Here is a 24,000-nt window from a genome sequence, read left to right on the forward strand (position 1 = left end):
AGAGGTTCACCACTAGATAGATGAGTGTGCCTACGCCGGCGCCTGCTGGCGCTTGACCGGCCCAAAGCTTTGTCGATGCTCCAAAAGCGGCCCGTGCTCGGCGAGCGCCGCGAGATGCTCTCTGGTCGGGTAGCCCTTGTGACGGGCGAAACCGTACTGCGGGTAGCGCGCATCGAGCGTAAGCATCTGAGCGTCGCGCGCCACCTTGGCGAGAATCGACGCCGCAGCGATGGCCGGGTGGCGCGCGTCGCCCTTCACCACCGCCTGGCCGGGAAGCGCGTGACCGGGCAGCCGGTTGCCGTCCACCAGCAGATACTCGGCCTGTGGTGCGAGCCCGTCAATCGCCCGGCGCATGGCCAGGTGCGTGGCGTGAAAAATATTGAGCGCATCGATCTCTGCCGGGCTCGCCTCGGCGATGCAAAACGCAAGCGCCGACTCGCGAATGAGCGCATCCAGCGCCTCGCGCTTTTTGGCGCTCAGCGTCTTGGAATCTCCCAGCCCCTCGATCGGCTGCTCGGGGTCGAGAATCACCGCCGCCGCCACCACGCTGCCGACCAGCGGCCCGCGCCCGACCTCGTCGACCCCGGCCAGCAGCGTGCCGGTGTAGGAGATGACGAGCGGCGGATGATCGTCGCGAGATATTTTAGCCATGAGTCTCCTGGACGGTGTCGGGCAGCGCCGCGCCTTTCGCGACGGCTTCGATCGCGCGCGCGGCGCGCTCGCTGGCACCGCGCTGAAGCCCTGCGTGCATCTGCGCAAAGCGCGCCTCCAGCGCCTGACGGGCGGAAGCGTCGCTCAACAGCGCATCGAGCCTTGCGGCAATCGCTTCGCTGGTGGCCTCGTCCTGAATGAGCTCAGCCACCAGATCCTCCTGGGCGATCAAGTTGGGCAGCGAGATCCAGCGCGTCTTGACCAGCTTTTTGGCGAGCCAGTGGGTCGCCGGGGCCATCTTGTAGGCCACCAGCATCGCCCGATGACAAAGCATCGCTTCCAGCGCGGCGGTCCCGGACGTCAAGAGCACCGCATCGCTTGCGACCATCGCCTCGCGGGCGCCGCCCTGGGTCAGCGTCACCCGGCCCTTGAGCGCCGGGTAGCTCGCCAGAAGCGCAGTGAGCTCGTCAAAGCGCGCCTCGGTGGCGGCGGGAATCACTACGCCAAGCGCTTCATGGCGCGCGCAGAGCGTAATGAGGGCCTCCATGAACGTTGCGCCCATAAAACGGATTTCGTTGGCCCGCGAGCCTGGCAGCACCGCCAGCACCGGGGTGCTGGCCTCGAGGCCGAGCGCCTGATGGGCCGCGACGCGGTCGTTGGTGAGCGGCATTTCGTCGGCCAGCGGGTGGCCGACGAAAGCGACGGGCACCCGATGGCGCGCGTAGAAGTCGGCCTCGAAAGGCAAAAACGTGAGCATGGCGTCCACGGCGCGGGCAATCTTCTTCACCCGCCCCTGACGCCAGGCCCATACCGAAGGGCTGACGTAGTGAGCGGTCTTGATACCCGCCTGGCGCAGCTTGAGCTCGAGTCCCGTGTTGAAGTCCGGCGCATCGATACCGATCATGACGTCCGGCTGCCAGGCCAGCGCCTCATCATACAGCGTACGCCGCACCCGGATGAGCGCCGGCAGATGCTTGAGCACCTCGACCAGCCCCATCACCGAGAGGGTTTCCAACGGAAAGCGGCTCTCGAGGCCTTCGCGCTGCATGTTGGGTCCGCCGATACCGCGAAACTCGACCCCGGGGTGACGGGCGCGCAGCGCGCGCATCAGCCCGGCGCCCAGCTGATCGCCGGAGAGCTCGCCGGCGACGAGGTATACGCGCGCAAGCGTCATGCTCGATCTTCCTGTAGCGTTGAACAAAGCGCGCCGGCCGAGCCGGGCGCGCTTTTAAAATGGGGGCTAGCGAACGATGCCGCGGGTGGAGCGCTCGATCGAGTCGGCGAAGTGGGTGACTTCCGCCAGATCGAAGCGGCTGCGCATCTCTTCGAGCGCCTGCTCGACGGTCAGCCCCTGGCGATAGACCAGCTTGTAGGAGGCGGTGAGCGCGCTGATCGCCTCGCGGCTAAAGCCGCGGCGCTTGAGCCCCACCAGATTGAGTCCGCGCGCCTCGGCGGGGTTGCCGTTGATCATCATGTAACACGGCGTGTCCTTGGTGATGATCGAGCCGCCGCCGGCCATGGCGTAGTCGCCGAAGTGGCAGAACTGATGCACCGCCGAGAGCCCGCCGAGAATCGCGTGATTGCCGACGACGACGTGGCCGGCCAGGGTTACCTGGTTGGCGAGGATACAGTCGTCGCCGATCACGCAGTCGTGGCCGACGTGGACGTAGGCCATGAACAGATTGCGCGAGCCGATGGTGGTTTCGCTGCGATCCTGTACGGTGCCGCGGTGAAGGGTCACGCCTTCGCGCACGACGTTGTCGTCCCCCATCACCAGGCGCGTGGGTTCGCCGGCGTACTTCTTGTCCTGGCACTCCTCACCCACGGAGGCGAACTGGAAGATGCGCGTACGCTTACCCAGTTTGGTGGGCCCCTTGATCACCACGTGGGGGCCGATGACGGAGCCCTCGCCGATCTCGACGTCCGGGCCGATCACCGTGAACGCGCCGACCTCGACATCATCGGCCAGGCGGGCGGTCGGGTCGACCAGTGCGGTAGGATGTATCAAGTGACCTTCCTCTCGGCACAGATGATTTCCGCCTCGCAGGCGAGTTCGCCATCCACGGTGCCCTGGCAGGCGAACTTCCAGATGCCGCGCTTGCCTTTGATCACGTTCGCCTCCAGGCGAAGCTGGTCGCCGGGCATGACCGGACGTTTGAAACGCACGTTGTCGCTACCGACGAGGTAGTACACGTAGCCGTCGGCGGGCCGCTTGTTGACGGTCTTGAAACCCAGGATACCGCAGGCCTGGGCCAGCGCCTCGATCACCAGCACGCCGGGCATGATCGGGTGATGGGGAAAGTGGCCGTTGAAGAAGGGCTCGTTGATGCTGACGTTCTTGAACGCGACGATGGATTCGCCCACAGTCAACTGCGTGACTCGATCCACCAGCAAAAACGGGTAGCGGTGGGGCAAGTACTCGCGAATTTCGTTGATATCCATAACCATCGTGACGACCTCGAAAAAGACAAAAAACCCGACTGCGCATCAGGTAAAGGCCGGTACTCCTGCCGGCAAAAGGTGCGAAATTATACCCTTGCACCCGGGCAAAGAACCACCGCCTGGCACCGTTAACCTGATGCCCTACTCACTGCGATGATTTTTCTCCAGCTTGTTCAACCGCTTGGCGATATCGTCGAGCTGTTTGAAACGCACGGCGTTCTTGCGCCACTGGGTATTGTTCATCGCCCCGGTGCCCGAGGAGTAGACGCCAGGCTCGGTGATGGAGTTGGTCACAAGACTCATGCCGGTGACCTGCACGCCGTCGCAGAGGGTGAGATGCCCGGAGAGCCCGACCCCGCCGCCGAGCATGCAGTGCTTGCCCACCCGGGTGGAGCCGGCGATACCGACACAACCCGCCAGCGCGCTGTGATCGCCGATGATGACGTTGTGAGCGATCTGGACCTGGCTGTCGATCTTGACGTCATTGCCGATCAGCGTGTCGCCCAGCGCCCCGCGGTCGATGCTCGAGCAGCTGCCGACTTCGACATCATCGCCCAGCACCACACCGCCGAGCTGGGCGATCTTGTGCCAGCCGGCACCGTCGTGGGCGAAGCCAAAGCCGTCGCCGCCAATCACACAGCCGCTTTGCAGGATCACCCGCTTGCCGATCACGCTGCCGTGGCAGACGGTGACGTTGGCGTGCAGTCGGCTGCCCTCGCCGATCGCGCTGTCCGCACCGACGACGCTACCGGCGCCGATGACGACCCGGTCCCCCAGCGTTACCCCGGGCTCGATCACGGCGTTGGCCTGAATCGATACCCCTTCTCCCAGCACCACGTCGTCGGCCACCACCGCGGTGGCGTGAATACCGGGCGTATCGCGGGCGACGAGCGGGTCGAAAAGTTGGGAAACCCTGGCGTAGGCGAGATAGGGGTTTTGCGTTTCGAGCCGGGGCACCGGGCAGTTTTTGCCGTGCTCCGGGTGGAGCAGCACCGCCGCGGCGCGGGTGCTGGCCAGATCCTTGAGGTAGGCGCGATTGGCCAGAAAAGCGATCTGGTCGGGCTCGGCCTCCTTGAGCGTCGCCAGCCCTCGAATGGGCTGGTCGACGTCGCCGTCGACGTCGATATCCAGGTGGCGGGCGATATCGGCCAGCGTGATGGTGTGAGAAGCGTGCGTCATAAGAGCCCACAAGTGCGCGGGTGCGGCCGTGGCGCACCCCCATCGTTTGATTTAGAGTGAGTCGAAAATCTGCGTGACTTCGTTGGTGACGTTCGGCAGATCCGTCGAGGAGTGCAGTACGCCCTGGGGCTCGACCAGCACGTCGATGTTGCGCCGCGCCAGCACCTGCTCTACCGCCTGCTCGAGCTTGGTCTCGGCGCTTTGCAAAAACTGCTGCTCGGAGTTTTGCTGGGCCTGGAGCACCTCGCGGCGCAGCTGCTCGAAACGGCTGCCCTTTTGCTGGAGCTCGCTGATCAACGCGTCGCGCTGGGCCTGGCCCATGGTCTCGCCTTCGTTTTGCAGGCGCTGCTGAAGCTGCTGAAGCTCGTTACCCAGCGCCTGGGCCTCACGCTGCTGGCTACCGATCTGGCCTTCCAGCTGGCTCAGCGAGGTTTGCGCGGACTGGGTATTCATCAGCGCCGCGCGCCAGTCGAGCACCGCGACTTCGGCGCTGTAGGCCGGTAGTGCCATGACCCCGAAAAGACACGCGGCGGCCGTCAATTTACGCATACTCACTCCTTTCTTAAGCTGGCCCGCGCCAAACCGCCGGGGCACTCCCGGCGGCCGACGGCCGTATTAGAACGTTTGTCCCAACGAGAACTGGAAGAACTGGGTATCGTCGCCGCTTTCATCATTGAGCGGCTCGGCCACGCTGAAGGTCAGCGGGCCTACCGGCGTCAGCCAGGAAAGACCGATACCTGCGCTGTAGCGCAGATCGCCCAGATCGACGCCGGAGCTGCAGCGCTGGCGGCCGGCGTCTTCGTCCAGCACGTCGTAGCAGGAGTCGAGGAAGGTGTTACCCGCATCAAAGAACAGTGACGTCTGGATCGAGCGCTGATCTTCGACGAAGGGCAGCGGGAAGAGCACCTCGGCGCTGCCCTCGACCAACACGTTACCGCCCAGCGTGCGGTCACGGCCGCCTTCGCGAGCAGGCGTGGTGCGCTGACCCAGGGTGTTGGAGGTGAAACCGCGCACCGAACCAAGGCCACCGGAGTAGAAGTTTTCGTAGAACGGGAACGGGTCGTTAGTGCCCAGGGTATCGGCGTAGCCGAGGTTACCGGTGAACTTCAGCGCCCAGGTCTCTTCCTCGTTGATCGGGAAGAGCTGCTGGGCGCGAGCGCGGGCCTTGTAATACTGAGCGTCGCTGCCCGGCACGCCGGTTTCCAGCGACAGCCGCTGGTAGCTACCGGCGGTGGGCATGATGCCGCGGTTCAAATTGTTGCGCGTCCAGCTGGCCGTAAGCTTGAGGCTCTGCGCGTCCTCGCCCTGGTCCTCGACGTAGCGGCGAATTTCCGAGGCGGTGTCGAAGTAGGTCTTGATCGTCAGATCCTCGACGCTGGCGCCGAAGTTGAGCCTGGAGAGCTCGCTGACCGGATAGCCGAAGTTGATGCCGGCGCCATAGGCGTCGGTCGAGAACGTCGAGATGTCCGAGTCGGCGTAGTCGGTTTCGCGATAGAACACGTTATAGCCGCGCGAAATGCCGTCCAGCGTCCAGTAGGGGTCGGTGAAGGCGAAGTTGACGCTGGTGAAGGTGTCGCTTCGCTGGGCGCCGACGTTGACGCGGTTACCGGTACCGAGGAAGTTGTTCTGAGCAAGACCCACGCCGTAGATGATACCCGCGCTTTGCGAGAAACCCACACTGGCCGACACCGAGCCCGAGGGCTGCTCTTCGACGTTGTAGGTCACGTCCAAAAGATCCGGCTGACCGGGGACCGGCTGGGTGTCCACTTCCACCTGGCTGAAAAAGCCCAAACGCTCGAGGCGCTGGCGCGACTGGGTGATCGACTCGGTGGAGGCAGGCGCCCCCTCCATCTGGGTCATTTCACGGCGCAGCACTTCATCCTGGGTGGTGGTGTTGCCATAGAATTCGATCCGACGAACGTAGGCGCGCTGGCCCGGATCGACGGCGATCACCAGATCGACGGTGTCGTTGCTTCCGGTCTGCTCCGGCACGCCACGGACCTCGGCGAAGGCGAAGCCTTCGGCACCCAGGCGGCTTCGTAGCGCCTCGGTGGAGGCGTTGACATCGGCGCGAGAGAACACGTCGCCGCTTTGCACTTCCAGAAGCTGTCGCGCCTCACTCTCACTGATCTGCAGGTCGCCGGCAAAGCGAATGTCGCCGACGCGAAACTGCTCGCCCTCGTCCACGTTCAGCGTGATGTAGATCTCGGACTGCTGCGGGCCGATCGACACCTGGGTCGAGGTGACGTCGAAGTTGACGTAGCCACGGTCGAGATAGAACGAGCGCAGCCGCTCGATATCACCGGCGAGCGCCTCGCGCGAGTATTCATCGTTGGAGAACCAGCCGAAAAAGCGCCCCGGGCGGTCCTCGAGTTCGAAAACGCTGCGCAGCGTATCGTCATCGAAATCCTCGTTGCCGACGATGTTGATCTGTCGGATGGTCGCCACGTCGCCCTCGTCGACGTTGATGTTGACCTGCACGCGGCCCGTGTCGATCTCCTGAACGTCGGTGCGAATGGAGGCGTTGTAGCGCCCCTGGGACTGGTAGACGCCTTCGAGCTCGCGCTGAATCTCCTCGAGCGTGGAGAGCTGTAGCACCTGGCCCTCGGAAAGCCCGGACTGGCGCAGGCCGCGGCGCAGGTCGTCATCGGCGATTTCACTGTTGCCGGTGATGTTCAGCCGCGCGATGGTCGGGCGCTCGACGACCTGGATGACCAGCACGTCGCCTTCGCGAACGAGCGACACGTCTTCGAACAGGCCGGTGGCGAACAGGTTGCGCGCGGCGGCGGCCAGCTCCTGCTCGCTGACGCGGTCGTTGGCGCTGACGGGAAAGGCATTGAAGACCGAGGCGGCAGATACCCGCTGCAGTCCTTCCACACGAATGTCCGAAACGTCAAAGGATTGTGCCTGGGCGCTGCTGGACGCCGCCAGCAGGAGTGCCGCCATTCCAAGGGTCTTGATTTTCATGCAGTCAGTTCGCTCGCGTTGGTCTGCCGGTTGTTAAACAGGCACCATATACATTTGTGCAGGCGGATGACAAGGCATCCCACGCGCTACACGCGTCATTACCAAAGGCGCATCAGATCGAAGTAGAGCGCCATGATCATTAGCGTCCCCACCATGGCGAGCCCGATACGCAGCCCCATTGCCTGGGTGTGTTCTGAAACCGGGCGACCCCGCACGATCTCGATAAAATAATAAAGCAAGTGCCCACCATCGAGCACCGGAATCGGCAGCAGGTTCAAAACGCCGAGACTGATGGAAAGGTACGCTAAAAAGCCGACGAACGCTTCCATTCCCGCGCGGGCGGAGTCACCGGAAATCTGGGCGATGGTGATGGGTCCGGAGAGGTTGGAGGGCGAAATGAGCCCCACCAGCATCTTGCGGATCGCATCGACCGTCAAAACGATCATTTCACCGGTGCGCGAAAACGCCTGCCCCACCGCCTCGAGCGGCCCATAGCGGATCTCACGGGTAAGCTCCTCGGGCCAGTCGACCTGCTCTACCCCTGCGCCAATGTACCCAACCTCGGCGCTGTTCTCCAGTGGTTTGCTTTCCGGGGTCAGCGACAGCGTCAACGGCGCACCGCCGCGCTCGATGCGCACCGAAAGCGGCTGCCCTGCGCTTTCGCGAATGATGCCGACGAACGCCATCCAGTTCTCGACCGGTGTGTCGCTGACCGCCAGAATCCGATCGCCGGGCTCAAGACCAGCGCCAGCGGCGGCGCCATCGTCGAGCACCTGGCCGAGCACCGCAGGCACCGGCGGGCGCCAGGGCGTGAGACCCAGGCTTTGCAGCGGCTGGGGGGGATCCTGGCGGGCGAGATAGTTTTGTACCGGCAGTGAATAGGTGCGCGCAGGGCTCGATGCGGTTTCCCGCGCGCTAAAGGTGAGCTCGCCGCTGTAACCGATCAGCGAAACGAGCTTTAAATTGATCTCCTCCCAGGAGCGCATGGGATCAGCCTGAATCGCGGTGATCTCGGCGCCTTCCGGCAGGCCCGCCTCATACGCCGGCGAGTCCTGGGCGACGTTACCGATAAGCGGTGTGACGGTGGTGGTGCCGGCGACGAACAGCGCCCAGTAGGCGATCAGCGCCAACAGAAAATTGGCGATCGGCCCGGCGGCGACGATGGCGATGCGCGCCCAGACACTTTTACGATTGAAGGCTTGACCCAGCTGCTCCTCTGGCACGGGCGCTTCGCGCTCGTCGAGCATCTTGACGTAGCCGCCCAACGGGATCGCGGCCACGGCGAACTCGGTGCCATGACGGTCGGTCGTCGACCAGAAGGGTTTACCAAAGCCCACCGAGAAGCGCAGCACCTTTACGCCGCAGCGTCTGGCGACCCAGAAGTGGCCGAACTCGTGAAAGGTGACCAGAAGCCCCAACACGACGATGACCGCCAACACGTTCTGTAATAGTCCCACGCGCGCCTCCTTTCGGCCGCTTACCCGCCGGTCTGGTTCTCGCTGGAACGCGCGGTCTCGAGCAGCAAGCTTGCCTGCTCTCGCGCCCACTGATCGGCGGCCAGAATCGCCTCGACGCTATCCGCACGGTGCGCGTGCGGGGCCTGGACGACGCCGGCCACTACTTCGGCAATGCCGCCAAAGCGCAGCTGGCCGCTTAAAAACGCCTCCACCGCCACTTCGTTGGCGGCGTTCAAAATCGCCGGCGCCGCCCCGCCCTGCTGCATCGCCTCCCGCGCCAAGCGAAGGCAGGGAAAGCGCACCTCGTCCGGCGCTTCGAAATCGAGCCGCGCGATCTGGAAAAGATCGAGCGTTTCGACACCGGAATCGATCCGCTCCGGCCACGCCAGGCCATAGGCGATGGGCGTGCGCATGTCGGGATTGCCGAGCTGGGCGATCACCGAGCCATCATCAAAAGCGGCCATGGAGTGGACCACGCTTTGCGGGTGCACGACCACCTGAATGTGATCCGGGTGGGCGTCGAACAGCCAGCACGCCTCGATCAGCTCCAGGCCCTTGTTCATCAGCGTGGCGCTATCCACGGAAATCTTGCGCCCCATCGACCAGTTGGGATGTGCGCAGGCCTGCTCTGGCGTGGCGGCGTCGATGTCCGCCGCGCTCCACTGGCGAAACGGCCCGCCGGAGGCGGTCAATAGAAGTTTTCGAACGCCGTGGCGCGCGAGCCCGCCGCGATGCTCGGCCGGCAGGCACTGATAAATGGCGTTGTGTTCGGAATCGATGGGCAACAGTGTGGCGTTCGAGCGCGCGACGGCGTCCATGAACAGCGCCCCGCTCATCACCAGCGCCTCCTTGTTGGCAAGCAGTATCCGCTTGCCCGCCTCGGCGGCAGCCAGCGCCGGCATGAGCCCGGCCGCCCCGACGATCGCCGCCATCACGGTATCTACCCGTTCGTCCCGGGCCACGGCGCACAGCGCCTCAGCGCCAAAGCTCACCTGGGTGGAAAGCCCCGCGTCCTCGAGCGCCCGCGCAAGCCAGGCGGCGTCGTCAGCGCCGGCCAGTACCGCTACCTCCGGGTGGTGCGCCTGGCACTGCTCAAAAAGCGCCTCTTTCGAAGTGTGGGCGGCCAGCGCGAACACCCGGTAGCGCTCCGGGTGGCGAGCAATGACGTCGAGCGTGCTCTTGCCGATCGAGCCGGTCGAGCCCAGCACGGTGACGCGCTGCAGCGCGGGCGACGTCATAGTGCGGCCACCTGAACGCTGAGCACTTCAGAATAGAACAGCGCGAACACCGGAACCGCCGCGGTCAGACTGTCGACACGATCGAGCACGCCGCCGTGACCCGGCAGCAGGTTGCTCGAGTCCTTGATGTCGCGAAAGCGTTTGAGCATGCTCTCGAACAGATCCCCCAGCACCGAAACGAAGGTCACCAGCGCCGTTATCGCGACCAGCGTGACGCCGCCGGCCACGCCCATCGGTTGCCAGAAGGCAAAGCCTACCGCCAGCAGGCACGTGGCGACCAGCGCGCCATACACGCCCTCCCAGGACTTGGCCGGGCTCACGCGCGGGGCGAGCTTGCGCTTGCCAAAGCGCCGACCGGCGAAGTAGGCGCCGATGTCGGCGCTCCATACCAAAAGCAGCACGAATAAAAGCCATACGCCGCCGCTTTCGCGCAGCACGTTAAAGCCTACCCAGCAGGTCAGCAGCACCCAGAAGCCGATGGCCAGACGGCCGGCGCGGCCATGCCACTGCTGGCGCTTTTCCGGGTAGTTCGCTACCCAGTAGAAGTTGACCACCCAGCCGATCGCGGCAAGCCACAAGGGCCAGCTCGCGTAGGCGAAGCCGCCCGCCCACATCGCCGCCATGAACAGCGCCATGAGCGCGACCAGCTTCAGGCGCCGGGCGCGCCCGGCGATGCCGGCCAGATTGGTCCACTCCCACGCCCCCAGCAGCACGATCACCGCGGTGAACAGGGCAAAGGCACCGCCTGTGAGTCCAAACAGACCGATCAGCGTTAACGGGGCCAACCAGGCTGCGGTAATGATCCGCTGTCTAAGCACCTTGCGCCTCTATTTGTTCGTCCGTCATGCCAAAGCGTCGGCGCCGGGAACAGAATTCGTTCAACGCGCTATCGAACGCCTGGGCACCGAAGTCCGGCCAAAACAGGGGGGAGAAGTAGAGCTCGGCATAGGCCAGCTGCCAGAGCAGGAAGTTGGAGAGCCGCTGCTCGCCGCTGGTGCGAATACACAGATCCACCGGCGGCACCTCGCCGGTGTTCATCGCCTGATCGAGGCGCGTCTCGTCGATATCGGCCGGGTCGAGCGTACCCGCCGCCACCTGCTCGGCAAGCGCGCGGCTGGCGCGGGCGATGTCCCAGTGGCCGCCGTAGTTGGCGGCGATCACCAGGTGCATGCCGGTATTGTCGGCGGTCAGCGCTTCGGCGCGCTGGATATGCTTCTGGATGGCGTTAGAGAAGCCCTGCTGCTCGCCGATCACCGAGAGGCGAATATTGCGCTCGTGAAGCTTTTTGACTTCGCGCTTGAGCGCCATCAAAAAAAGCTCCATCAGCGCGTTGACCTCGGCGGCCGGGCGCTTCCAGTTCTCGCTGGAAAAAGCGAACAGACTCAACGTCTTCACGTCGCGCTCGGCGGCGCGCTGGATGACCGCGCGCACCGCCTCGACGCCGGCGCGGTGGCCGCGAACGCCGGAAAGCCCACGCGCACGCGCCCAGCGGTTGTTGCCGTCCATGATGATGGCGATGTGCAAGGGGGTCGCCCCGCCGGCGTGAGAAGGCTTGGCAGCGCTTGGCGCCTGAGTCGGAAACTGCGGAGACGTCATGGGGTCTTGCACCAACGTTCAGTCATAAATGAGCCATACCGTCGCCCGAGCGCCATGGCGCCCGGGCGTAATAAAAAGACAAGACTAGACCTGCATCAGGTCCTGTTCCTTGGCCGTCAGCGCCTTGTCGATTTCGGCGATGTACTTGTCGGTCAGCTTCTGGATCTCGTCTTCGCCCTGGCGCTGATCGTCCTCGGTGATCTCCTTGTCCTTTAACAGCGACTTGAAATCACCGTTGGCGTCGCGACGCACGTTGCGGATCGCAACGCGTGCGGTTTCCGCCTCGGCGCGCGCCTGCTTGATGTAATTCTTGCGCGTGTCTTCGGTCAGCATCGGCATCGGCACGCGAATCACGTTGCCGGCGCTTGACGGGTTAAGGCCCAGATCCGCGGTCATGATCGCTTTTTCGATCTTTGGCACCATGGGCTGCTCCCAGGGCGTGACGGTCAAGGTCCGTGCATCTTCCACGTTGACCGACGCCACCTGGTTCAGCGGCACCTGGCCACCGTAGTAGTCGACGGTGACCGCATCCAGGATGCTCGGGTGCGCGCGCCCGGTACGGATCTTGTTGAAGTTGGTATGCAGCGCGTCGACGCTTTTCTTCATGCGCGTTTCGGCATCTTTCTTGATGTCGTTGATCACGTGTTTATCCTCTGTCTATCAGCGTGCCTTCCTTGCCCCCTACGACAAGATTGAGTAGGGCGCCAGGCTTGTTCATGTCGAATACCCGTACCGGCATGTCATGGTCCCGTACCAGGCAGATAGCGGTCAAATCCATCACGCCGAGTTTTTGCTCCAGCGCGTCGTCGTAGCTGAGCTGGTCGTACTTGACCGCGTCCGGGTACTTGACCGGGTCCTTATTGTACACACCGTCCACCTTGGTGGCTTTAATGACCACGTCGACATCGACTTCGATGCCACGCAGACACGCCGCGGAGTCGGTAGTGAAAAACGGATTGCCGGTGCCGGCGGAGAAAAGCACCACATCCCCCGAGGTCAGATAACGGATCGCCGTGCGGCGGTCGTAGTGCTCGACTACGCCGCTCATGGGAATCGCTGACATCACTCTGGAGCGAATATTGGAGCGCTCCAAAGCGTCGCGCATGGCCAGCGCGTTCATCACCGTTGCCAGCATTCCCATGTGATCGCCGGTCACCCGATCCATGCCCGCTTCATTGAGTGCCGCGCCGCGAAACAGGTTCCCGCCCCCGATCACGATGCCGACCTGTACACCAATGCCGACCAGCTGGCCGATCTCCAGCGCCATGCGATCAAGCACCGCCGGGTCGATCCCGAAATCGTGCTCTCCCATCAGCGCCTCGCCAGAGAGCTTCAAAAGAATCCGCTTGTACTTGGACTTCGACTTGTCCATTTTGCCGGCAATGGGGCTGGCGTCTTGAACATCACGTGACATGGGCATCTCTCCTGAGTGGAAGGCAAGGGTGGGCAGCCGGCCGCGGCGTTGCGCGGGCGAGCCCGCGCGCAAAACGCAAGGGCCGGATACACGATGGCGTGCGCTTGCGCGCACGCCATCATCGAACTGAAACCTCTGACCTTAGCGACGGCCAGCCTGTTCCATAACTTCCTTGGCGAAGTCGACTTCTTCTTTCTCGATGCCCTCGCCTACTTCAAAGCGCGTAAAGCTGACCACTTCACCACCGGCGGCCTTCACGAACTCGGCCACGGTCTGGTTGGGGTCCTTGACGAAGGGCTGCTGCGTCAGGCTGTTCTCGGCCAAGTACTTCTTCAGGCGGCCTTGAACCATTTTCTCGGCGATCTGCTCGGGCTTGCCGGCCATGTCGGGCTGGGCCAGGATGATCGCTTTCTCTTCGTCGAGCTCCGACTGGGGCATATCTTCCGGGTGAGAAACACTCGGGTTGATGGCCGCAACGTGCATGGCGACGTCTTTCGCGGTTTCGCTGTTACCGCCGGTCAGCACGGTCAGTACGCCGATACGGCCGCCGTGGACGTACTCGCCGACCAGACCGCCTTCAACGGCGTTGACGACCACGGCACGACGCACACCGATGTTCTCACCGATTTTCTGAACCAGCTGCTCGCGCGCGGTTTCGATCTCGCCTTCGGTGACCGCGGCCACGTCGTCGCTTTTAGCGGCGAAGAATGCGTCAGCGACTGTCTTGGCGAAACTGATGAAGTTGTCGTCACGCGACACGAAGTCGGTCTCGGAGTTGATCTCGACCATTACACCGTAGCTGCCGTCGTCGGCGACGCGGGTGACCACGGCACCTTCGGCGGCGACACGGTCGGCTTTCTTCGCGGCCTTGAGACCCGAGTTCTTACGCAGGTTCTCGATGGCTACGTCGATATCACCATCGGTTTCGGTGAGTGCTTTTTTGCACTCCATCATGCCAAGACCGGTACGTTCGCGCAGTTCTTTAACCTGAGAGGCGCTGATAGCTGCCATGAGAAATTCACCTCTGAAAGGATTTTTGAGAGTTGGACGCGCTACAAAGTATACACAAGGCGTGTTGACCGCTTCATGTCACTGCGTGATCAAAACAGATTGATCAACACAGACAGTCGTTTGTAGTGCGTATGCCGGCGCAGGAGCCCGGCGTAATCGGCCCGCCAAGCGGGAAAAAGGGGGCCAAAGCCCCCTTCACGCGATGCGGCTCAACTGCCCGCCGCATCCACCGTGGCCGTGTTACTCGGCCGCGGCGTCAGTTTCGGCGGAAGCCTGCTCGTCGGTCACTTCAACGAACTCGTCCGGACGACCTTCTTTAGCACGGCCACACGCGTCGGCAATCGCCTTCACGTAGATCTGGATCGCGCGGATGGAGTCGTCGTTACCCGGAATGACGTAGTCCACGCCATCGGGGTTGGAGTTGGTATCGACCACGCCAATGACCGGGATACCCAGCTTGTTGGCTTCGTTGATCGCGATGCGCTCATGATCAACGTCGATCACGAACAGCGCGTCCGGCAGGCCGCCCATGTTCTTGATACCGCCGATGGAGCGCTCGAGCTTCTCCTGCTCGCGCGTGGCCATCAGAACTTCTTTCTTGGTCAGCTTCGAGAACGTGCCGTCTTCGTGCATGGTCTCAAGCTCGCGCAGACGCTTGATGGACTGACGAATGGTCTTGAAGTTGGTCAGCATGCCGCCCAACCAGCGATGGTTGACGAACGGCTGGTTGACGCGATTGGCTTCTTCTTTAATGACCTTGCTGGCGCTGCGCTTGGTGCCAACGAACAAGATCTTGTTGTTGGACGCCGCCATCTTCTCGACCACATCGATCGCTTCGTTCAGCGCCGGCAGGGTGTGCTCGAGGTTGATGATGTGAATCTTGTTGCGCGCGCCGAAGATGAACTTGCTCATCTTCGGGTTCCAGTATTTGGTCTGGTGACCGAAGTGAGCGCCTGCTTTGAGCAGATCACGCATATTGACGTGAGCCATGGTAAAACTCCTGAAACTCGGGTTAGGCCTCCACGCACCCCATGGATCCGACCGATAGTCTCAGCGCTGTCAAAGCGCCTTTCGAGGCTAACGGCACCCGGGACCATGTGCCGGTGCATGTGTGTTTTCAAGGCTTGCTGTATGAGCCTTATGGCAGTGCCGCAGACTCTGTATGGGCGCCGACCGGCATACTCGCCGCGCCGCGCGCCGAAAAAAGGCGATTGCGGGATGGCGATTGCAGGAAAGCGCGCGGCTTTATACCATATATCATTGCCAAGATGAAGTCGCCCTTCGGGGTTTGCACGCCCGGCGTGCACTACCGACCCAACCCGCCATATCGAGAAGTCATGAACGTTCCTATCAAGACAGCGGAAGAAATCGAAAAAATGCGCGAAGCCGGCCGCCAGGCTGCCAGCGTGCTCGAGATGATCACCCCTTATGTCGTTGCCGGCGTCTCCACCGGCGAGATCGACAAGCGCTGTCACGCGTATATCGTCGACGAGCTGGGCTCGACACCGGCGCCCTTGCACTATCACGGCTTCAGTCACGCGACCTGCACCTCGATCAACCACGTGGTCTGCCACGGCATTCCGGACTTCGACAAGACGCTCAAGAATGGCGATATCATGAACCTGGACATCACCGTGAAGACGCCGGACGGCTACCACGGCGACTCCAGCATGATGTTCATCATCGGCGACACCATCCAGGGCGAGCGCCTTTGCCGCGTGACCCAGGAGTGCCTTTACAAGAGCATGGCGCTGGTCAAGCCCGGCGTTCACCTATCAGAACTCGCCCGCGCGATCCAGAAACACGCCGAAGCCAACGGCTACTCGGTGGTGCGCGACTTCTGCGGCCACGGCATCGGCGCCGGCTTCCACGAAGACCCGCAGTTTCTCCACTACGACGGCTATGCGCCTTCCGCCGACATCGCGCTTGCGCCCGGCATGTGCTTCACCATCGAGCCGATGATCAACGTCGGCAGCTACAAGACCAAGGTGCTGCGCGACGGCTGGACCGCGGTGACCAAGGACAAGAGTCTCTCCGCTCAGTGGGAGCACACGCTGCTGGTCACCGAAAACGGCGTTGACGTGCTGACCGCGCGCAGCGACGAAGACCTTAGCTTCCTCAACTGATGCTTCTCCACCACCACCGGTTCGAGCCGGACGCGACGCTTTTCGACCTGGCGGCGTTTCGCACCGAGCTTGCCGGTACGCGCTCGCCGATCGCGCCCTTCAAGGCCGCCCTCAAGGAGCTTCAGGCGCGTTTGGACGAGCGCTTTCGAGCAGGCGCCGACATTCGTGATCTGGTGCGCGGGCGCGCCTGGTATCTCGATCAGCTGCTGGCCATGGCCTGGGAGCGCTTCGAGTGGCCGGATGACGGCATCGCGCTCATCGCCGTGGGCGGGTTTGGCCGCGGCGAGCTGCACCCGCACTCCGACGTCGATCTACTGCTGCTGCTCGAGCACGACGACGACAGCGCCTACCGCGAGCCGCTCACTGCCTTCATCACCTTTCTTTGGGATATCGGCCTTGAGATCGGCCACAGCGTGCGCTCGCTGAGCGACTGCGAGCGCGAGGCGGCCGAGGATGTCACGGTGATCACCAACCTGCTCGAATCGCGCCTGATCGCCGGCCCCGAGCGATTACGGCAGAAGATGCGCGAGCGCCTGGCCCCGGAGCACCTGTGGCCGGCGGATCGTTTTTTCGAGGCCAAGTGGCAGGAGCAGATCAGCCGCCACTACCGCTACAACAACTCCGAGTATCACCTGGAGCCGAATTTAAAGAGCTCGCCAGGCGGGCTTCGCGACATTCAGATGATCGGCTGGGTCGCCAAGCGCCACTTCGATACCGAACAGTACGCCGACATCGTCGCCAACGGCTTCATGAACGACGCCGAGCTTCGAATCCTGAGCCAGGGCCAGGCCTTCCTGTGGCAGGTGCGCTACGCGCTGCACATGATCACGGACCGCGCCGAGGACCGGCTTTTGTTCGATCACCAGCGCACCATCGCCGAGATGTTCGGCTTCAAGGATACGCCGGAGCGCTTGGCCGTCGAGCAGTTCATGAAGCGCTACTACCGCCACGTGACGGCACTGGCCGGGCTCAACGACATGCTCCTGCAGCACTTCGACGAGGTCATCCTGCGCGGCAAGGAAGTGCTCGAAACGGTCACGCTCAACGAGCGCTTCGAGACCCGGGGCGGCTACATCCAGGCCCGCTCGAGAACGCTGTTTCGCGACCATCCCGAGGCGATGCTCGAGCTGTTTCTGCTGATGGCCAGACACGAGCATATCGAAGGGGTGCGCGCCGACACTATTCGCCTGATTCGCGATCACCGCCACCAGATCGACGACCACTACCGCGAAGACCCGCACCACCAGCGCCTGTTCATGTCGATCATTCGCGCGCCGGGCAACGTCCCGCGCCAGCTCCGGCGCATGAACCGCTACGGGATTCTGGGCAAGTACCTGCCGGAGTTCGGCCGCGCAGTGGGTTTGATGCAGCACGACCTGTTTCATATCTACACCGTCGACGCCCACACTCTGCGGCTTTTGAAGTTTCTGCACGGCTTTCGCAAATCCGACGCCAAAGCGGACTTCCCGGTGGCGGCCACGCTGATTCACCAGCTGCCCAAACTCGACCTTCTCTGGATCGCCGGGCTTTTCCACGATATCGGCAAGGGCCGCGGCGGCGATCACTCCGAGATCGGCGCCGTCGACGTCGAGCACTTTTGTCAGCGTCACCACGTCTCGCCCCACGACACGAACCTGGCGAAGTGGCTGGTCGAGCACCATCTTCTGATGTCGATGACCGCGCAAAAGCGTGATATCAGCGACCCGGACGTGATTCGCGATTTCGCGCTGGCGGTTCGCGACGAAATCCGGCTGGACTACCTGTACGTACTCACCGTGGCGGACATCAACGCCACCAACCCGACGCTCTGGAACGGCTGGCGGGCATCGCTTTTGCGCCAGCTCCACGCCGAGACCAAGCGCGCGCTGCGTCGCGGACTCAAGAACCCGCCGGACCGCGACGATTGGATTCGCGAAACCCGCCTGGAGGCGCGCTCACTGCTCTCCAATGTGGGCGTGGAGAGCGCGCGCATCGACACGCTGTGGGAGACGCTGGGCGAGGACTACTTTCTGCAGTACGCGCCGAGCGAAATCGTCTGGCAGGCGCAGGGCATTCTCGCCCACGAGGGCTCGAAGCTTCCGCTGGTGCTGATCAGCGCGCCCACCCTGGACATGGCCGAAGGCGGCACCAAGGTGTTCATCCACACCCGCTCGGTGGACGATCTGTTCGCCGCCACCGCCGCGGCGATGGAGCAGTTGGGGCTTTCGATCCACGACGCGCGCATCGCCACCTCCCATAACGACTGGACGCTCAACACCTTCATCGTGCTCGACAGCCACGGCCAGCCGATTCGCGAGCCCGGCGCGATCGAGGAGATGCGCAGCCACCTGGTGGAGGAGCTCGATGACCCTGACGACTATCCGCAGATCGTCACGCGCCACACGCCGCGCCAGCTCAAGCACTTCAAGGTACCGACCGAGGTGCTGATCGAGCAGGACCCGGCCAACGAGCGCACGCTCCTGGAGCTGACCGCCCCCGACCGCCCGGGGCTTCTGGCACGTGTGGGGCGCATCTTCATGGAGCAGGACATTGCGCTCTCCACGGCGAAGATCGCCACGCTCGGCGAGCGGGTCGAGGACGTGTTCTTCATCACCACCAAGGCCGGCGAGCCGCTCACCGACCCGGCGCGCCAGCAAAAGCTTCGAAGCCGGCTGATCGAGGTGCTCAGCGTTTGAGTCAGTGGAGCACCAGGGGATCGCTTGAGTGCGCAACGCGGGTTTGAGGTGGTCAGTGGGCATGCTTATAATCGAGGCCTCTTTTATCGCGCCTCGCTCCCACGCCGCTGCGGCCCGCCCATCAACGGACACGCCATGAATTCTGATCTCAACGCCCTGCACCCCTATCCGTTCGAGAAGCTGGCCACGCTCAAAAAGGGGCTCGTCGCCCCCACGGGCCTCGAGCATATCGCTCTGACCATCGGTGAGCCCCAGCATGCACCCTACCCGGCGGCGCTCACCGCGCTGGCACAAAGTCTCGACGAGATGGCGCGCTATCCGGCGACCAACGGCCTTGGCGAGCTGCGCGAGCAGATCAGCGCCTGGGCCACGCGGCGCTTCGGGCTGGCGGGGCTTGATCCGGAGCGCGAGGTGATGCCGGTCAACGGCACCCGCGAGGCGATCTTCGCTTTCGTGCAGGCCGCGCTCGATCGAAACCGGCCCGCGAAGGTCGCGGTGCCCAACCCGTTCTACCAGATCTACGAAGGTGCGACGCTGCTGGCCGGCGGCACGCCGCTGTATCTCGACTGCCGCGCCGAGAACGGCTTTTGCCCGGATTTTTCCACGGTGGACGCCGCGACCTGGCAGGACGTGCAGATCGTGTTTCTCTGCTCGCCGGGCAACCCCACCGGCGCGGTCACCTCGATGGCCGAGTTCAAGGCGCTGATCGCGCTCGCCGATGAGCACGACTTCATCATCGCCTCCGACGAGTGCTACTCCGAGCTCTATCTCGATGAAGCCGCGCCGCCACCGGGACTGCTGCAGGCCTGCGCCGAGCTTGGCCGCGATGACTATCGCCGCTGCGTGGTGTTTCACTCGCTCTCCAAGCGCTCGAACCTGCCCGGGCTTCGCTCCGGCTTCGTCGCCGGCGACGCCGACATTCTCACGCCCTTCAAGCGCTACCGTACCTACCACGGCTGCGCCATGTCGCTGCCGGTGCAGCGTGCCTCGATCGCGGCCTGGCAGGATGAGGCTCACGTACTGGCCAACCGCGACGCCTACCGCGAGAAATTCCAGGCGGTGGCCGAGGTGCTCGCCCCGGTGATGGACTTCCCCACGCCCGAGGCCAGCTTCTATCTCTGGCCCGCGGTGCCCGGCGGCGATGACATCGCCTTCACGAAGCGCCTGTTCAGCGAAGAGCACGTCAGCGTCCTGCCGGGCAGCCTGATGGGCCGCGAGGACGCACATGGCCACAACCCGGGCACCGGGCGGCTGCGCCTGGCGCTGGTCGCCGAGCTCGAACCGACGCTGGAAGCCGCGCGCCGTCTTCGCCGCTTGATCGAGCGCGGCTAGGCGTTTTGCAATCGCGATATTTTGGCTATGTTGGTTTTGACCCGGTTGGTTTTGACCCGGTTGGTTTTGACCACGCGAACGAAACGCGGTGACACGCCGGCGAACGCGCGACCATCAGAGCAACGACAGGAGGCTTTATGCTGACGCTTTACATCATCGATAACTGCGATACCTGCCGCAAGGCGCGCAAGGCGCTGGACGAGAAAGGCCTGGCCTTCAAGACCCACGACCTTCGCAAGGATGGCCTGTCGGCGAGCCTTCTGGAGCACATCCTCGAGCAGGTGCCGCTGCTGGACGCCATCAACAAGCGCAGCAAGACCTGGCGGGAGCTGCCGGAAGAGGAAAAAGAGGGGTTGGATGCGACCTCTGGCCGCGAGCTTCTGCTCAAACATCCCACGCTCTTGAAACGCCCGCTTCTGGAGCTCGATAGCCACCACTTCGTGGTGGGCTATCAAGAGGGTGATTACGACAACATCACTCAGTAACCCAATGATCGGCCACTGATCGTGGCCGATAATGGCAACGCTTTTTACTCACGACGACTTAACCGGAAAGGAAGACGCTTTATGCTGAGCTTCGCGCTTGGAATCGGCACGCAAAACACACAAGGCGACTGGCTGGAAATCTACTACCCGGCCCCGCTTTTCAAACCCGCCGAGAGCCTGATCAGCGCCGCGCAAAAGGCGCTAAACGCCCCCGCCGGCACCCAAGCCGTGAGCTTTCTGCCCGAGGACTGCGAGCGCCTGAGCCAAGCGCTTCAGGATGCCGGCCACGCGGAGCAGGCAAGCGTTGCCGCTTCGCTTGCCGACAGTCAGCGCCCGCTGGTGGCCATGTTCATCGATACCGACGACGCCCCGCAAAGTGCCCCGGAGGTGTATCTCAAGCTGCACCTGCTCTCGCACCGGCTGGTCAAACCCCACGGCCTCGACCTGACCGGCATGTTCGGCCTTCTACGCAACATCGCCTGGACCAGCGAAGGCGCCATCGACATCGAAGAGCTGCCCGAGCGTCGCCTGAAAGCGCGGCTGGCCGGCCAGCCGCTCTCCGTGGACTGTGTCGACAAGTTCCCCAAAATGACCGATTACGTGGTGCCCGCGGGCATTCGTATCGGTGATACCGCCCGCGTCCGTCTTGGGGCGTATCTGGGTGAAGGCACCACGGTGATGCACGAAGGGTTTGTGAACTTCAACGCCGGTACCGAAGGCCCGGGCATGATCGAAGGCCGCATCTCGGCGGGCGTATTCGTCGGCAAAGGCTCGGATCTCGGCGGCGGCTGCTCCACCATGGGCACGCTGTCTGGCGGCGGCAACATCGTCATCAAGGTGGGCGAAGGCTGCCTGATCGGCGCCAACGCGGGTATCGGCATTCCGCTGGGCGACCGCTGCACCGTCGAAGCCGGGCTCTATATCACTGCCGGCACCAAGGTCACGCTGCTCGATGATCAGAAAAACGAGGTCAAGACCGTCTCTGGTCGCGAACTGGCCGGCCAGAACGACCTGCTCTTGCGCCGCAACTCGCAAAACGGCCGTGTGGAATGCTTGACCAACAAGAGCGCCGTGGCGCTGAACGAGGCGCTGCATGCCCATAACTGAGCCCGAGGGGCTCTCGCCCACGCTCGCGCTCGCCTTCGACCTGATAGGCCGCGCCTCGGTCACGCCGGACGACGAAGGCTGCCAGACGATCATGATCGAGCGCCTCGAGGCGCTCGGTTTTCATGTCGAGCGCCTGCCCTTTGGCGATGTGGAAAACTTCTGGGCGGTACGCGGCCATCACGGCCCGGTGCTGGCCTTTGCCGGCCACACGGATGTCGTTCCCAGCGGCCCGCACACCAGCTGGGAGTTTCCGCCCTTTTCGCCCTGCATCGACGACGATGGCATGCTGTGCGGCCGGGGCGCGTCGGACATGAAGGGAAGCCTGGCGGCGATGATCACCGCCGTCGAGCGCTTTGTCGGCCACACGCCGGATCACGATGGGCGTATCGCGTTTCTGATCACCGCCGACGAGGAAGGCCCGGCCATCGACGGCACCCGCGCGGTGGTCGAACATCTGCGCGAACGCAACGAGCGCCTGGACTACTGCATCGTCGGCGAGCCCTCCTCCACGGCCACGCTTGGCGACGTGATCAAGAACGGCCGGCGAGGCTCACTGGGTGGCGTGCTTCACGTCAAGGGCATACAGGGCCACGTGGCCTACCCGCACCTGGCGCGCAATCCCATCCATCAGGCGCTGCCGGCGCTCGAGGCGCTGACCCGCGAGCACTGGGACGCGGGCAACGACTTCTTCCCGGCGACCAGCTTTCAGATCTCCAACTTTCGCGCCGGCACTGGCGCCACCAACGTGGTCCCCGGCGAGATCGAGGTGGTGTTCAACTTCCGCTACTCCACGGAAGTCACCCATGAGGCGCTGAAGGCGCGCACCGAAGCGATTCTCGAGCGCTTTGGGCTCGAGTTTCACATCGACTGGACGCTCAACGGCGAGCCGTTTCTCACCGCCGAAGGCGCGCTGGTGGACGCGGTGATGACCGGGGTGGAGGCGATCACCAAACAGCGCCCGGCGCTTTCGACCAGCGGCGGCACCTCGGATGGTCGCTTCATCGCGACCCTGGGCGCCCAGGTGGTCGAACTCGGCCCGCTCAACGACACCATCCACAAGGTCAACGAGCGCGTGCGCGCCGCCGATCTCGATGAGCTGAGCCGGATCTACGAGGCTACCCTGCAGGCGCTATTCACTGAGGAAAACGGCCGGGAGCCAACACGATGAGCGAGCGCTTTCCGGATATCGAGGTGTACCTGGCCAAGGTCGAGTTCGAGGCGCTCAACGCCTGGCTTTTCGACACCATCGCGGCGCCGGCGCTACGCCCGGCGGGCAAGAACAAGTGGAAAAGCCAGGGGCTGAAGGACAGCGTCGCGGTGCCGGTACTGCTGGTGGAGAACGCCGCCGACGGCTTCGCGAGTCTCTGGTTCGACAGCGCCCACACGCCCTGGCCTACTGATCAGGCCTGCGCCACGGCGGCGGCGCCGGCGCTGGGCGTCGAGGTGCGCTGCTCGCTCGGCGGCTGGAGCCCGGGGGATGACCCGGACGCGTTCTGGCAGGTGCGGCCAACGGGCGAGGCCCAGCGTATTGCCTGGCCGGATTCCGGGCGCTAGCCTGCGCTTCTCGTTTTTGCCTGCCCCAAAACGCCACTGGCCCCGCGATTGCGGGGCCAGTGGTTTGAAGCGGGAAGCGATCAGGACTCGATGATGCTCACGTCGTCGGCCTGAAGGCCGCGATCGTTTTGAATCACGTGGTAGCGCACGATCTGCCCTTCGGCGAGCATGCGCGGCCCGCGCCCGCGTATGGCGCGAAAGTGAACGAACACGTCCTCGCCGTTATCGCGGGTAATGAAACCGTAGCCCTTGTTGGTATTGAACCACTTCACTTCTCCCTCTTCGCGCCCGTCGTTGGGGTCGATCACTTCCGCCGGCTCCTCCTCGACCGGCTCCGCGGGACGCGGGGCGGGTTTGGCGCGAACCGTTTCGCCACTAACGACCACCGGAGGCGCGAACGCCGCCGCGGCCAGCGTGCCGACCAGCAGTACGATAAAACTCCCCAGGGCCACGGCCACGTAAACACCGGTCGTACCGATAATGGCAAGCTCGGAAAGCCACTGCTCGGCGAGCGGGGCGTCGGTGAGATGCACAAGACCGGCCAGCAGCAGCGGCGTGGGCGCGGCGAGTAACACACTGATCAATAAACAGCGAACAACAACTTTTGGGTTCATGGATATAAAAAGCTCTCTTGTTGTATGAGTAACAAACAAAGGAAAATACGCGGCGAGATTATAGCAACCCCCCACTTTGGCGATAAATATTCGAGCAATATCACTTACGTCGCGCAAAAGGCGGGCTAACCCTACCGAGCATACACTACAAG

At 63.5% G+C, this 24,000-nt stretch carries 23 protein-coding genes; 7 read left to right on the forward strand and 16 right to left on the reverse strand.

Annotated features, from left to right (window positions below; all coding sequences use genetic code 11):
* Nucleotides 1-30: 30 nt before the first annotated feature.
* From rnhB to rpsB, 15 genes are all read right to left on the reverse strand, one after another.
* Nucleotides 31-651 (reverse strand): ribonuclease HII, encoded by a 621-nt coding sequence (gene rnhB / locus OCT39_RS14525; protein ID WP_263585170.1) that lies wholly within the window; start codon nt 649-651, stop codon nt 31-33.
* A complete protein-coding gene (lpxB, locus tag OCT39_RS14530; protein ID WP_263585171.1) occupies nt 644-1,825 on the reverse strand; it encodes a lipid-A-disaccharide synthase in 1,182 nt (393 codons plus the stop codon). Before lpxB ends, rnhB begins: the two co-directional genes overlap by 8 nt.
* Before the next feature lie 66 nt (nt 1,826-1,891).
* On the reverse strand, nt 1,892-2,659 hold the full coding sequence (lpxA, locus tag OCT39_RS14535) for an acyl-ACP--UDP-N-acetylglucosamine O-acyltransferase (RefSeq protein ID WP_263585172.1): 768 nt from the start codon (nt 2,657-2,659) through the stop codon (nt 1,892-1,894).
* Nucleotides 2,656-3,099 (reverse strand): 3-hydroxyacyl-ACP dehydratase FabZ, encoded by a 444-nt coding sequence (gene fabZ / locus OCT39_RS14540; RefSeq protein ID WP_263585173.1) that lies wholly within the window; start codon nt 3,097-3,099, stop codon nt 2,656-2,658. The genes lpxA and fabZ overlap by 4 nt, the downstream gene beginning before the upstream one ends.
* Nucleotides 3,100-3,234: 135 nt before the next feature.
* On the reverse strand, nt 3,235-4,272 hold the full coding sequence (gene lpxD, locus OCT39_RS14545; protein WP_263585174.1) for a UDP-3-O-(3-hydroxymyristoyl)glucosamine N-acyltransferase: 1,038 nt from the start codon (nt 4,270-4,272) through the stop codon (nt 3,235-3,237).
* Nucleotides 4,273-4,323: 51 nt separating this feature from the next.
* On the reverse strand, nt 4,324-4,821 hold the full coding sequence (locus tag OCT39_RS14550; protein WP_263585175.1) for an OmpH family outer membrane protein: 498 nt from the start codon (nt 4,819-4,821) through the stop codon (nt 4,324-4,326).
* Between the two features lie 66 nt (nt 4,822-4,887).
* Nucleotides 4,888-7,239 carry an outer membrane protein assembly factor BamA gene (bamA, locus tag OCT39_RS14555; protein ID WP_409335781.1) on the reverse strand — a complete coding sequence of 784 codons (2,352 nt, stop codon included), beginning with the start codon at nt 7,237-7,239 and terminating at the stop codon, nt 4,888-4,890.
* Between the two features lie 98 nt (nt 7,240-7,337).
* Nucleotides 7,338-8,696, reverse strand: a complete 1,359-nt coding sequence (gene rseP / locus OCT39_RS14560) for an RIP metalloprotease RseP (RefSeq protein WP_263585176.1) — start codon at nt 8,694-8,696, stop codon at nt 7,338-7,340.
* 20 nt (nt 8,697-8,716) lie between these two features.
* Nucleotides 8,717-9,934 carry a 1-deoxy-D-xylulose-5-phosphate reductoisomerase gene (ispC, locus tag OCT39_RS14565; protein ID WP_263585177.1) on the reverse strand — a complete coding sequence of 406 codons (1,218 nt, stop codon included), beginning with the start codon at nt 9,932-9,934 and terminating at the stop codon, nt 8,717-8,719.
* A complete protein-coding gene (locus tag OCT39_RS14570; protein WP_263585178.1) occupies nt 9,931-10,752 on the reverse strand; it encodes a phosphatidate cytidylyltransferase in 822 nt (273 codons plus the stop codon). The genes ispC and OCT39_RS14570 overlap by 4 nt, the downstream gene beginning before the upstream one ends.
* Nucleotides 10,745-11,530 carry a polyprenyl diphosphate synthase gene (gene uppS / locus OCT39_RS14575; RefSeq protein ID WP_263585179.1) on the reverse strand — a complete coding sequence of 262 codons (786 nt, stop codon included), beginning with the start codon at nt 11,528-11,530 and terminating at the stop codon, nt 10,745-10,747. The genes OCT39_RS14570 and uppS overlap by 8 nt, the downstream gene beginning before the upstream one ends.
* 84 nt (nt 11,531-11,614) lie before the next feature.
* A complete protein-coding gene (frr, locus tag OCT39_RS14580; protein ID WP_252109508.1) occupies nt 11,615-12,172 on the reverse strand; it encodes a ribosome recycling factor in 558 nt (185 codons plus the stop codon).
* Nucleotides 12,173-12,176: 4 nt separating this feature from the next.
* Nucleotides 12,177-12,944 carry a UMP kinase gene (gene pyrH, locus OCT39_RS14585; RefSeq protein ID WP_263585180.1) on the reverse strand — a complete coding sequence of 256 codons (768 nt, stop codon included), beginning with the start codon at nt 12,942-12,944 and terminating at the stop codon, nt 12,177-12,179.
* A gap of 141 nt (nt 12,945-13,085) precedes the next feature.
* Entirely contained in the window at nt 13,086-13,955 is an 870-nt protein-coding gene (gene tsf / locus OCT39_RS14590; protein ID WP_263585181.1) for a translation elongation factor Ts, read from the reverse strand.
* A 240-nt stretch (nt 13,956-14,195) separates the two neighbouring features.
* Nucleotides 14,196-14,945 (reverse strand): 30S ribosomal protein S2, encoded by a 750-nt coding sequence (gene rpsB / locus OCT39_RS14595; protein WP_263585182.1) that lies wholly within the window; start codon nt 14,943-14,945, stop codon nt 14,196-14,198.
* Between the two features lie 347 nt (nt 14,946-15,292).
* Between rpsB and map the strand changes: the two genes are divergently transcribed.
* From map to OCT39_RS14630, 7 genes are all read left to right on the forward strand, one after another.
* Entirely contained in the window at nt 15,293-16,081 is a 789-nt protein-coding gene (gene map / locus OCT39_RS14600; RefSeq protein ID WP_263585183.1) for a type I methionyl aminopeptidase, read from the forward strand.
* Nucleotides 16,081-18,756: a [protein-PII] uridylyltransferase gene (locus OCT39_RS14605; protein WP_263585184.1), complete on the forward strand. Its 2,676-nt coding sequence runs from the start codon at nt 16,081-16,083 to the stop codon at nt 18,754-18,756. Before map ends, OCT39_RS14605 begins: the two co-directional genes overlap by 1 nt.
* 135 nt (nt 18,757-18,891) lie before the next feature.
* Nucleotides 18,892-20,088 carry a succinyldiaminopimelate transaminase gene (gene dapC / locus OCT39_RS14610; protein ID WP_263585185.1) on the forward strand — a complete coding sequence of 399 codons (1,197 nt, stop codon included), beginning with the start codon at nt 18,892-18,894 and terminating at the stop codon, nt 20,086-20,088.
* 137 nt (nt 20,089-20,225) lie between these two features.
* Entirely contained in the window at nt 20,226-20,573 is a 348-nt protein-coding gene (locus tag OCT39_RS14615; RefSeq protein ID WP_263585186.1) for a Spx/MgsR family RNA polymerase-binding regulatory protein, read from the forward strand.
* Nucleotides 20,574-20,654: 81 nt separating this feature from the next.
* Complete coding sequence (gene dapD / locus OCT39_RS14620; RefSeq protein ID WP_263585187.1) at nt 20,655-21,680, forward strand: 2,3,4,5-tetrahydropyridine-2,6-dicarboxylate N-succinyltransferase; 1,026 nt, start codon at nt 20,655-20,657, stop codon at nt 21,678-21,680.
* Nucleotides 21,667-22,848: a succinyl-diaminopimelate desuccinylase gene (gene dapE / locus OCT39_RS14625; RefSeq protein ID WP_263585188.1), complete on the forward strand. Its 1,182-nt coding sequence runs from the start codon at nt 21,667-21,669 to the stop codon at nt 22,846-22,848. The genes dapD and dapE overlap by 14 nt, the downstream gene beginning before the upstream one ends.
* Nucleotides 22,845-23,234, forward strand: coding sequence for a hypothetical protein (locus OCT39_RS14630; RefSeq protein ID WP_263585189.1), 390 nt, complete (start codon nt 22,845-22,847; stop codon nt 23,232-23,234). The genes dapE and OCT39_RS14630 overlap by 4 nt, the downstream gene beginning before the upstream one ends.
* Nucleotides 23,235-23,314: 80 nt before the next feature.
* On the opposite strand, the gene OCT39_RS17430 is transcribed toward OCT39_RS14630, so the two are convergent.
* Nucleotides 23,315-23,848 carry a cold shock domain-containing protein gene (locus OCT39_RS17430; protein ID WP_311959999.1) on the reverse strand — a complete coding sequence of 178 codons (534 nt, stop codon included), beginning with the start codon at nt 23,846-23,848 and terminating at the stop codon, nt 23,315-23,317.
* Nucleotides 23,849-24,000: the final 152 nt, after the last annotated feature.

The sequence above is a fragment of the Halomonas sp. GD1P12 genome, assembly GCF_025725645.1.
In the GTDB taxonomy this organism is placed as follows: Bacteria; Pseudomonadota; Gammaproteobacteria; order Pseudomonadales; family Halomonadaceae; genus Vreelandella.

Excerpts from the sequence above, each read along its gene's own strand:
- rnhB (WP_263585170.1), bottom strand. The coding sequence starts at position 651 with ATGGCTAAAATATCTCGCGACGATCATCCGCCGCTCGTCATCTCCTAC.
- lpxB (WP_263585171.1), bottom strand. The coding sequence starts at position 1,825 with ATGACGCTTGCGCGCGTATACCTCGTCGCCGGCGAGCTCTCCGGCGAT.
- fabZ (WP_263585173.1), bottom strand. The coding sequence starts at position 3,099 with ATGGTTATGGATATCAACGAAATTCGCGAGTACTTGCCCCACCGCTAC.
- lpxD (WP_263585174.1), bottom strand. The coding sequence starts at position 4,272 with ATGACGCACGCTTCTCACACCATCACGCTGGCCGATATCGCCCGCCAC.
- OCT39_RS14550 (WP_263585175.1), bottom strand. The coding sequence starts at position 4,821 with ATGCGTAAATTGACGGCCGCCGCGTGTCTTTTCGGGGTCATGGCACTA.
- bamA (WP_409335781.1), bottom strand. The coding sequence starts at position 7,239 with ATGAAAATCAAGACCCTTGGAATGGCGGCACTCCTGCTGGCGGCGTCC.
- ispC (WP_263585177.1), bottom strand. The coding sequence starts at position 9,934 with ATGACGTCGCCCGCGCTGCAGCGCGTCACCGTGCTGGGCTCGACCGGC.
- uppS (WP_263585179.1), bottom strand. The coding sequence starts at position 11,530 with ATGACGTCTCCGCAGTTTCCGACTCAGGCGCCAAGCGCTGCCAAGCCT.
- pyrH (WP_263585180.1), bottom strand. The coding sequence starts at position 12,944 with ATGTCACGTGATGTTCAAGACGCCAGCCCCATTGCCGGCAAAATGGAC.
- tsf (WP_263585181.1), bottom strand. The coding sequence starts at position 13,955 with ATGGCAGCTATCAGCGCCTCTCAGGTTAAAGAACTGCGCGAACGTACC.
- rpsB (WP_263585182.1), bottom strand. The coding sequence starts at position 14,945 with ATGGCTCACGTCAATATGCGTGATCTGCTCAAAGCAGGCGCTCACTTC.
- map (WP_263585183.1), top strand. The coding sequence starts at position 15,293 with ATGAACGTTCCTATCAAGACAGCGGAAGAAATCGAAAAAATGCGCGAA.
- OCT39_RS14605 (WP_263585184.1), top strand. The coding sequence starts at position 16,081 with ATGCTTCTCCACCACCACCGGTTCGAGCCGGACGCGACGCTTTTCGAC.
- dapC (WP_263585185.1), top strand. The coding sequence starts at position 18,892 with ATGAATTCTGATCTCAACGCCCTGCACCCCTATCCGTTCGAGAAGCTG.
- OCT39_RS14615 (WP_263585186.1), top strand. The coding sequence starts at position 20,226 with ATGCTGACGCTTTACATCATCGATAACTGCGATACCTGCCGCAAGGCG.
- dapD (WP_263585187.1), top strand. The coding sequence starts at position 20,655 with ATGCTGAGCTTCGCGCTTGGAATCGGCACGCAAAACACACAAGGCGAC.
- dapE (WP_263585188.1), top strand. The coding sequence starts at position 21,667 with ATGCCCATAACTGAGCCCGAGGGGCTCTCGCCCACGCTCGCGCTCGCC.
- OCT39_RS14630 (WP_263585189.1), top strand. The coding sequence starts at position 22,845 with ATGAGCGAGCGCTTTCCGGATATCGAGGTGTACCTGGCCAAGGTCGAG.
- OCT39_RS17430 (WP_311959999.1), bottom strand. The coding sequence starts at position 23,848 with ATGAACCCAAAAGTTGTTGTTCGCTGTTTATTGATCAGTGTGTTACTC.